We start from the raw sequence: 8,942 nt of genomic DNA, 5'->3' as shown, positions 1-8,942 counted from the left end.
CGCACCCCTTGGGTGCGGCGTCCTCGTTTTTGGCCACAGGAATGACCCTGTAGCGAGCGTTGGCGCTCAATGCGCGGGCCGGGGCCGGCTACTCGCCACGTTCGAGCCGGTCGATGAGCTCGTCGAGTTCGGTTTCATCCATGTGCGGTTCGCCCGGAATACGGTGAGAACCATCCGCCCAGGCACCCAGGTCGATTAGCTTGCAGCGCTTGGAACAGAATGGCCGGTAGGCGTTGTCGGTCGTCCAGGCCACCGGTTGCTGGCACTGGGGGCAGGGGACGGTCAGCCCCTTGCCGGCGACGTTGTCGTTGCTTGGATCGTTGGATCGAGTCATGGGGGAGATATCGTGTCGGTGGCTAACGTGTCGAAGGCCTGGGCGCCGGAGCACCCTCATTCCGCTGGAGCGTGCAACTGACGGTACTTGGCATCCAGTCGAGCGACCTGATCGCGCAAATGTCGTCGAGTACTGCCATTGTCGATGACGTCGTCGGCCGCTGCAAGGCGGCGCTCCCGGGAGCTTTGGGCGGACAGGATGGACTCCACCTGACGCCGGTCGACCCCATCCCGGGCCAAGGTGCGCTCGATCTGAATCTCCCTGGGAACGTCCACGACCAGAATCCGGTCGACCAGTTCATGCTGGCTCGATTCGATCAGTAGCGGCGACACCAGCAGGCAGTAGGGGGCGCCGGCAGCGCGCAGCCGCGCCAGGTGGGCCAGCAGTCGTTGACGGATACGCGGGTGAGTCTCCCCCTCCAGCCAGCGGCGTTCGGCTGCATCGTCGAAGATCCGGGTGCGCAGCGCGCGGCGATCGAGGGTGCCATCCTGCTGGAGGATGGCGTCGCCGTAGCGTTCGACGATGGCCGCCAGCGCGGGCTCGCCAGGCATCACGACCTCACGGGCAACATGGTCGGCGTCTATCCAGCCGATGCCCAGGGCGCCGAAGGCGTCGGCGACGGCGCTCTTGCCGGAGCCGATCCCGCCGGTGAGTCCCACCACCATGGTTTCGTGCATGGTCTCCTGCGCCTTGACTGTCATGGTCACCCCCAGCTTCCCAGCAACAGGTTGCGGTAGGCCGCCAGCAGCGGTTCGCCCACCAGCAGCACGATCCACCCGGCGAGCGCGATATAGGGGCCGAAGGGCATTGCCTGGTTACGCTCCTGTCGTTGAGTGGCGATCAATGTCACGCCGACGACCGCGCCGACTCCGGCCGAGAGCAGCAGCAGCAGGGGCAGGCTTTGCCAGCCGAGCCAGGCACCGAGGGCAGCCATCAGCTTGAAGTCGCCATAGCCCATGCCCTCCTTGCCGGTGGTCAGCTTGAACAACCAGTAGACCGACCACAGCGAGAGATATCCGGCGACGGCACCCAGCACGGCGCTCTCCAGCATCCATGGCGCGAACAGCCATTGATAGAGCAGGCCAGCCCAGAGCAGCGGCAGGGTCAGCGCATCCGGCAGCAGTTGAGTGCGCCAGTCGATGACCGCCCCGGCCAGCAGCGTCAGGCAGGCGCCGACCAGCCACAGGCTCTGCCAGCTGGCCCCGTGTATGCCGATGGCCGTCACCGCCAACATCGCCGAGGCCAGCTCGACCAGCGGATACTGTACGCTGATCGATGTGCCGCACGCCGCGCAACGGCCCCGGCGCTTGAGCCAGCCGATCAGCGGCAGATTGTCGTGCCAGGCAATGAAGTGCCCACAGCCGGGGCAGTGCGAGCGTGGTGTTGCCAGATTATAGCGGGGAGTGGCCTCCGCGGGTTGCTCCAGTGCCTCCAGCGCTTCCGCGCGCCAGCGGCGCATCAGCATGACCGGCAGCCGCACGATGACGACATTGAGAAAGCTGCCAAGCGCCGCGCCGAATAGAAACGCCAGCGGCCAGAGAATCAGAGGGGGAAGGTCGGGCAACGGAGACTCCACGGACATCGAATAACTAGTCAGCGCTAAGGGTAACGTAACCATTCGCTGACCGCTTTGGTCATGAGGATTCGTTTGATGGATTACGCAAACGCTCAGGAACGCGGCGAGCGAAGGCCAGGCTAGGCGAAAGCGCGCGAGCGACCGCAGTTGACTGGTTGTCAATGAGGATCGCGAGCGCGCTTTCAACAACGGCTGGTCGAGCGCAGCCCGTTCGTACCTAAATGGCTGAGCCCATCTGGAAGATGGGCAGATACATGGAGACGACCAGCCCACCCACCATCGTTCCCAGTACCACCAGGATGAAGGGCTCCAGCAGCGACGTCAGCGCGTCGACCTGGTTGTCGACCTCTTCCTCGTAGAACTCCGCCACCTTGTCGAGCATGGTGTCCAGCTCGCCGGCTTCCTCGCCAATGCTCACCATCTGAACCGCCATAATGGGGAAAATTCGGGTCCGACGCATGGCGAAGTTGAGCTGCTGCCCCGTCCCCACGTCTTCGCGGATACTGGCGATGGCGCGCTGGTGAACGCGGTTCCCGGTGGCCCCGGCGGCGGTCTCCAGCGCTTCCACCAGCGGAATGCCGGCATTGAACGTGGTGGCCAGGGTCCGCGAGAAGCGGGCGATCGACCCCTTGTCGACGATGTTGCCGAGCACCGGCAGCTTGAGCACCAGTTGATGGGCGCGATAGGCGAAGGCGGGGGAACGCTTCATGGCCTGGCGCAGGCCGAGAAAGATCGCCGTTGCGGCGAGAATGGCCTGCCACCAGTAAGCCTGGGTCAGTTGGGACAGGTGTACGGTGAATTGGGTGAAGGCTGGGAGCTCGGCGCCGAAGCCCTGGAACAGGCTCTCGAACTGCGGCACGACCTTCACCAGCAGCAGCGCGGTGACGCCGATGCCGACCAGGACCACGGCGGTCGGGTAGTAGAGTGCCTTCTTGACCCGGCCCTTGAGCGTCTCGATCTTCTCGCGATAACTGGCCACGCGCTCGAGCATCTTGTCCAGGGCACCCGACTGCTCGCCGGCGGCGACCATGTTGACGAACATGCGATCGAAGCGGGAGGGGTGCTTGGCCAGGGCCTCCGAGAAACTGGAACCGGCGCTGATATCGTTGGCTAGCGTCTCCACCAGGTTTCGCATCGCGGGATTCTTGAGCGTCTCGGCGACGACCTTGCAGCCCTGGAGCAGCGGCACGCCGGCCCGGATCATGGTCGCCAGTTGACGGGAAAAAAGCGTGATGTCGCGGGCCTTGATTCGCCCCAGTCCGAACATTCCCGTCTTGCGGGTGATGCGCTTGACGATGATCCTCTGGCGCGTCAGCTCCTTGCGGACCTCGTCGATATCGGAGGCAATGAGTTCACCGGCTACGCTCTCCCCGCGCAGGTTCTTGCCGCGCCACCGCCAGCGGTGCATCACCACCCGTCGCGGCGCCTTGGGGGCTTTCACTGTCTTGGCTGACTTGAGGGTCATCGCCATGATCGCTTCCTGTCTGGTAAGTCGGGCGTCAGTCGGTGCCTTTAGTCCGTCGTTACGCGGTTGATCTCCTCGAGGCTGGTCAGGCCCTGGAGAACCTTGTCGAGCCCGCTCTGGCGCAGCCCCGCATGACCGGCATCCCGAGCTGCGCGGGCCAGTTCGAGGGCATGGCTGTCCGCCATGATCATCCGGCTCATCGCCTCGCTGACCGGCACGACCTCGTAGATACCGATTCGACCCTTGTAGCCCAGCGTGCAGTGATCGCACCCCACCGCGCGGTAGAGGGTGGCGCCTGCCAGTCGCTCGGCTGAGACGCCTTCCCGGTGCAGCACTTCGGCAGGAATCTCTGCCGGCGTCTTGCAGCGCGGGCACAACAGTCGCGCCAGGCGCTGGGCAATGATCAGCGATACCGAACTGGCGATATTGAAGCTGGCGACGCCCATGTTGCGCAGGCGGGTCAGCGTTTCGGCGGCCGAGTTGGTGTGCAGGGTCGAGAGCACCAGGTGGCCGGTCTGGGCCGCCTTGACCGCGATCTCGGCGGTCTCCAGGTCGCGAATCTCGCCGACCATCACCACGTCCGGGTCCTGGCGCAGGAAGGCGCGAAGGGCGCTGGCGAAGTCGAGACCGATACGCGGCTGCACGTTGACCTGGTTGACGCCGGGAACCTTGAGCTCCACCGGGTCTTCCGCGGTCGAGATATTGCGCTCCTCGGTATTGAGCAGATTGATACCGGTGTAGAGCGTCACCGTCTTGCCGCTACCGGTGGGGCCGGTGACCAGGATCATGCCCTGGGGCTCGGCCAGCGCGGCCTCGAACAGCCGACGCTGATCGGGAGCGAAGCCCAGCGCGTCGATGCCGAAGCTGGCGGTCTCGGCATCCAGCAGACGCAGCACGATCTTCTCGCCGAAAACGGTGGGCAGCGTATTGACGCGGAAGTCCATGGCACGCTTGGCATCGAGCCGGATCTTCATCGCGCCGTCCTGGGGCAGGCGGCGTTCGGAGATATCCAGGCGTGCCATCACCTTGAGTCGCGCAGCCAGGCGGGTGCGCAGGTTGAGCGGGGGACGCGCGATCTCGACCAGCATGCCATCGACCCGAAAGCGGATCCGATAGCTGGACTCGTAGGGCTCGAAGTGAATGTCGGACGCGCCGCGATGGATGGCGTCCCGCAGGATCTTGTTGACGAAACGAACCACTGGCTCATCGTCGTCGCCGCCCTTGTCGAAGGCGGCGGCCTCGTTTTCCAGATCCGCTTCGCTGGTATCCAGCGTCAGGGCCTCGCTGGCCTCCCCGAGCGCCTCCAGCATGCCGGAGGTCTCGTGGTTCTGATAGCGCTTGGCCAGCGCCCGTTCCAACTGATCGAATGGCACCAGCACGCCCTCGATCGCCAGCCCGGTGGTGAACTGCAGCTCGTCCAGACTGGCCAAGGTGGCGGGAAACGCGATCGCTACGGTCAGTCGCCGGTGGTCGCGGGCCAGCGGCAGCACTTGGAAGCGGCGAATGACCTTGTCCGCCACCGGTTCGATGACCGGGAGCTGATCCCAGTCGATCTGCTTCAGGTCCAGGAATGGCAAGCCGTACTCGCGAGCCGCCAGCACGCTGGCCTGGCGGGCATCGATCCGGCCCTCTCTCACCAGGAACTCCAGTAGCGTCAATTGCCTCTTTTCGGCCTCGCGGAACGCCTGCTCGCAAGCCTCGGCGCTGATCAATCCCTGCTCGACGAAGCGCTGGGCGAGCCCGCTCTGCGCGCGGGAGGGTATGGCGTCCGGCATGGAAAGGCACCCCTTGAATGACGATGTGAGCAGCGGAATCGACCGCTCAAGGAGGGCGGTTGAGCGAGCGATGACGACCGGCAACGCAGGTCCACGAAGAGTAGGAATCATGGCCGGGATGACGGTGATATCGGCTCGAGGCCATTTTTCTTTAAGTATCCTTCGCGATCTGCCGATAAGTCGACTGAAGTGTCACCAAGAGTAACTTTGCGTGTCGTCGTGTGTATGGCGGCTAGCAGCCGCGAGCGACCATGGCGGGTCGGGAGCTGGGGGCCGGCGAGCACGCGGTACGCAAGGCAAGGGGACGTCCGGTGGGCGGCGCTGATGGCGCCCATCCCACCGGCTCAACATTGGCAAGAGCAGGGAACCATGATGCAGCAGAATCCGAAAACACCAATTCGCCGGCAGGGCGGCTTCACCCTGATCGAACTCATGATCGTCGTCGCGATCATCGGCATCCTCGCCGCCATCGCGATCCCGCAGTACCAGAACTATGTTGCGAGATCCCAGTTCTCTGAAGCCCATAGCATGCTCGGCGGAGCCAAGATTAGTATCCAGCAGCAAGTCGATAGAGGGGAAAGTTATACTATTACCAATGAAGATGGCGCTACATCTGATGCCAGCCGTCTTGGTATTTCTACGCAAGGTTCTTATGGCGCAATTACGTCAGGTAGTTGGAATGGTTCGGGGAACGCAACTGTAGAATATAAATTTGGTTCTGGAACCGGCGCTACGGCGAATTCAAACATTTCTACAAAAACAGTCACTTACACTTATTATCCTGCAACAGGGGTATGGGAGTGTGGAACGACAGTCGCTGAACAGTACGCAAGTAGTTGTACTGTCACAGCCGAATAAATAATTGGCCGGCGAATGCCGGCCTTGTTTTTCTTCCAGCTTCCAGCTCGCGGCTTAAAGCTCAATAAAGCGCCTTCTCCTCCCCCACGACCTCACGCAAGACCTCAAGGAACAGCCGGTCCGCCTCCGAGTGCTCGCTCGGGTCTTCCGGAATGTGCACGCTGGTGGTGTCCGAAATCTCGTTGGCGATGGTCGCCCAGGCTTTGGGATCGTTGCTGCCATCGGAATGACGCTTGGCGATGGCCAGCGAGTTCTCGAGGATGCCAGGCTCCTGCAGCAGCTTCTTGATGAAGGCGCGCAGCTCCTGGATGACGCGGTTTTTCTGCATTTCCGAGGCGGAACTCATGGACGACTCTCCTGTGGTGGGCGGCGCGGGCGGTGTCGGGGTCGGCGTATCGCCAAGCCTCCGTGCCCAGGCGTTCTGATGGCGCCACCATAGCATATCTCGCCGCATCGCCAGAGGCTGCGGGGCCTGGGTGCGGGATGTAGCGGTCGCCACGCTGGCGAGCGCTTTCCAGTGGTGTTTCTTCACGCCGAGGCGAGGGCGAAGCAGAGCCGTGCCGGCGAAGAGAAAAGCGGGCAAGGCCGTGTCTTGCGCCGCGTGATGGCCTATCATCGCTGCGATTTATTCGTCGCGACGGGGAGGTCTCCTGCGGGCGGAGGGATCGGACTCGAGTGGACGGAACCGGGAGGAAGTCTTGCGAGACGCCAAGCCGATTTTCAAGATTCTGGCGCTGCTGTTGATCGTTTTGGCACTGTTCATGGTGCCGCCGGTGATCCTGCTAGGGCTGGAGAACGATCCCGATCTATGGGCATTTCTCAAGTCGATGGCGGTCGTCGCGGTGGTCTCGGGTTCGCTGCTGGCTTGGACGTGGCAGACGGCGGTCGAGTTGAAGACGCGTCACATGTTCATCCTGACCACCTCCAGCTGGGCGGTGATCAGCGCCTTCGCCAGCCTGCCGCTGGTGCTGGGGGCGCCGCAGCTGTCGTTCACCGACGCGGTGTTCGAGTCGGTCTCCGCCATCACCACCACCGGCTCCACCGTGCTCTCCGGCATCGATAACCTCTCCGACGGTCTCAAGCTGTGGCGCGGATTGATGCAGTGGCTGGGCGGGATCGGGATCATCGTGATGGCGATCGCGATTCTGCCGTTCCTGAAGGTCGGCGGTATGCGCCTGTTCCAGACCGAGTCGTCCGACTGGTCGGACAAGGTGCTGCCCCGGGCCGGCGGCATCGCCAAGGCGTCCACGGTCATCTATCTCGGTCTCACGCTGGCGGCGATCCTGAGCTATCGGCTGGCGGGCATGGGCACGCTGGATGCCATCGTCCATGCCATGAGTTCGGTCTCCACCGGTGGCTTCGCCAACTACGATGCCTCGTTCGGCATCTATCACGATCGCCCGCTGATTCTGTGGCTGGGCTGCCTGTTCATGCTGGGCGGGGCGTTGCCGTTCGTGCTCTATATCCGGCTGCTGCGCGACAGTCGCGGTGCGCTGTGGCAGGACCAGCAGGTGCGGGGGCTCGTCGGGCTGCTGTTCGTGGTGATCGCGACGCTGACACTCTACCGGGTCCTGGCTTTCTCGGATGCGCCTTTTCAGGCGCTGACGGATGTCGCCTTCAACGTGATCTCGGTGGTGACGACCACTGGCTACGCCAGCGCCGACTACACCCAGTGGGGGCCGCTGGCCGTCACCACGTTCTTCTTCATTACCTTCGTCGGCGGTTGCAGCGGCTCGACCAGTGGCGGCATGAAGATCTTCCGGTTCCAGATCGGAGGGCTGTTGCTGGCCAACCAGTTGCGCTATCTGGTGCATCCCAGTGGCGTGTTCGCCCAGCGCTACAACGGCCGGCCGCTCAACGACGAGGTAGTGCGCGCGGTCATCGCCTTCTCGTTCTTCTTCTTTCTCACCGTGGCGGTGCTGGCGCTGGCGCTGGCCGCGCTGGGGCTCGACATGGTGACCGCGATTACCGGCGCGGCCACCGCCCTTGCCAATGTCGGGCCGGGACTGGGGAACACCATTGGCCCCGCCGGCAACTTCGCCTCGCTGCCGGACGCCGCCAAATGGCTGCTTTCCCTTGGCATGCTGATGGGGCGCCTCGAGATCCTCACGGTGCTGGTGCTGATGACGCCGTTCTTCTGGCGCAAGTAGCGGTGGGGCGGGATGTCATCGGCTGCCTCGGTCGGTCGAGGCGAGACGACGCTTGAGGCGGGGCAGCAACCGCCGCTTCCAGGTGTGCTGCAGGCCTTTCATCCAGGTCGGCTTGCGCCGCAGCCGCGCCTCCTTCGGTGTCAGCGCCTCGCCGGTCAGGCGGGTCTTGAACTTGAGCCCGCCGGCGATATCACTGCGCTGCAGGGGACGAAGCAGAAACCGAAGTAGTCGACCGCCGGGCAGGTAGAGCGCCGCGGCGAAATCGATCAGCACCACGCGACCCCGGCTCATGATGATATTGGAGCCGCGCACGTCGTTGTGGACGATCGAACTGCGGTGGAGTGCGGCCAGGGCGGCCATCAACTGGACGAAAACCGCCGGGTTGGCAGGGTCGGCCGCATCGCTCAGCAGCTCGCCGGGCACATACTCCAGCAGCAGCGAGAGCCTGCCGACCTGGCCAACCACCCTGGGCGCATGGGGCCAATGACGGAGGCGTTCCAGCATTCGGGCCTCGTGGTGCAGCAGCAGACGCGCCGGAATTGCCTGCCAGCTACCGGCATAGCGGCTGTAATCCTTGCGGATGACCGGTTCTCCCGCGTGAACGTCGAGGTAGACATCGGCCTTGAGCAGCCCGTCGCCCTGCTGGAGGGTGGTGGGCCTGATGGGGGCAGGCGCCGGTGGCGGCAATGCTCCAGGCGGTGGAGTGAGCGACCCGACGGCATCGGGTGCCGTGACCGGGGTTACGGTGGCGGAATCGGGAGCAGAGTTCATGGGCAGAACGTGA

Annotated in this window: 9 protein-coding genes and 1 pseudogene; 3 read left to right on the top strand and 7 right to left on the bottom strand. The window is 64.0% G+C overall.

Annotated features, from left to right (window positions below; genetic code table 11):
* Window positions 1-88 precede the first annotated feature (88 nt).
* From yacG to pilB, 5 genes are all read right to left on the bottom strand, one after another.
* A complete protein-coding gene (yacG, locus tag DOM45_RS18210) occupies window positions 89-334 on the bottom strand; it encodes a DNA gyrase inhibitor YacG (RefSeq protein WP_110602871.1) in 246 nt (81 codons plus the stop codon).
* 56 nt (window positions 335-390) lie between these two features.
* The gene (gene coaE / locus DOM45_RS18205) at window positions 391-999 is read right to left on the bottom strand and encodes a dephospho-CoA kinase (RefSeq protein WP_110602886.1); all 609 of its coding nucleotides are present in this window, start codon (window positions 997-999) and stop codon (window positions 391-393) included.
* A 38-nt stretch (window positions 1,000-1,037) separates the two neighbouring features.
* On the bottom strand, window positions 1,038-1,898 hold the full coding sequence (locus DOM45_RS18200) for a prepilin peptidase (protein WP_240612461.1): 861 nt from the start codon (window positions 1,896-1,898) through the stop codon (window positions 1,038-1,040).
* A gap of 229 nt (window positions 1,899-2,127) precedes the next feature.
* Window positions 2,128-3,375 carry a type II secretion system F family protein gene (locus DOM45_RS18195; RefSeq protein WP_110602884.1) on the bottom strand — a complete coding sequence of 416 codons (1,248 nt, stop codon included), beginning with the start codon at window positions 3,373-3,375 and terminating at the stop codon, window positions 2,128-2,130.
* 47 nt (window positions 3,376-3,422) lie between these two features.
* Window positions 3,423-5,150: a type IV-A pilus assembly ATPase PilB gene (gene pilB, locus DOM45_RS18190; protein ID WP_110602867.1), complete on the bottom strand. Its 1,728-nt coding sequence runs from the start codon at window positions 5,148-5,150 to the stop codon at window positions 3,423-3,425.
* Window positions 5,151-5,546: 396 nt separating this feature from the next.
* Between pilB and DOM45_RS20510 the strand changes: the two are divergent.
* Window positions 5,547-5,664 (top strand): annotated as a pseudogene (locus tag DOM45_RS20510) (prepilin-type N-terminal cleavage/methylation domain-containing protein); the annotation flags it as partial.
* Between the two features lie 14 nt (window positions 5,665-5,678).
* Window positions 5,679-6,008: a pilin gene (locus DOM45_RS18185; RefSeq protein WP_240612462.1), complete on the top strand. Its 330-nt coding sequence runs from the start codon at window positions 5,679-5,681 to the stop codon at window positions 6,006-6,008.
* A 61-nt stretch (window positions 6,009-6,069) separates the two neighbouring features.
* Here DOM45_RS18185 and DOM45_RS18180 read toward each other — a convergent pair whose 3' ends face one another.
* The gene (locus DOM45_RS18180; RefSeq protein WP_110602865.1) at window positions 6,070-6,354 is read right to left on the bottom strand and encodes a hypothetical protein; all 285 of its coding nucleotides are present in this window, start codon (window positions 6,352-6,354) and stop codon (window positions 6,070-6,072) included.
* Window positions 6,355-6,706: 352 nt separating this feature from the next.
* On the opposite strand from DOM45_RS18180, the gene DOM45_RS18175 reads away from it, so the two are divergent.
* The gene (locus DOM45_RS18175) at window positions 6,707-8,158 is read left to right on the top strand and encodes a TrkH family potassium uptake protein (protein ID WP_240612460.1); all 1,452 of its coding nucleotides are present in this window, start codon (window positions 6,707-6,709) and stop codon (window positions 8,156-8,158) included.
* Between the two features lie 15 nt (window positions 8,159-8,173).
* Here the strand turns inward: DOM45_RS18175 and DOM45_RS18170 are convergent, their stop codons facing one another.
* Entirely contained in the window at window positions 8,174-8,929 is a 756-nt protein-coding gene (locus DOM45_RS18170; RefSeq protein ID WP_110602864.1) for an RIO1 family regulatory kinase/ATPase domain-containing protein, read from the bottom strand.
* Window positions 8,930-8,942: the final 13 nt, after the last annotated feature.

It is taken from the genome of Salinicola lusitanus (assembly GCF_003206045.1).
In the GTDB taxonomy this organism is placed as follows: Bacteria; Pseudomonadota; Gammaproteobacteria; order Pseudomonadales; family Halomonadaceae; genus Salinicola; species Salinicola lusitanus.
This window is presented reverse-complemented; position numbering and strand designations above follow the sequence as displayed.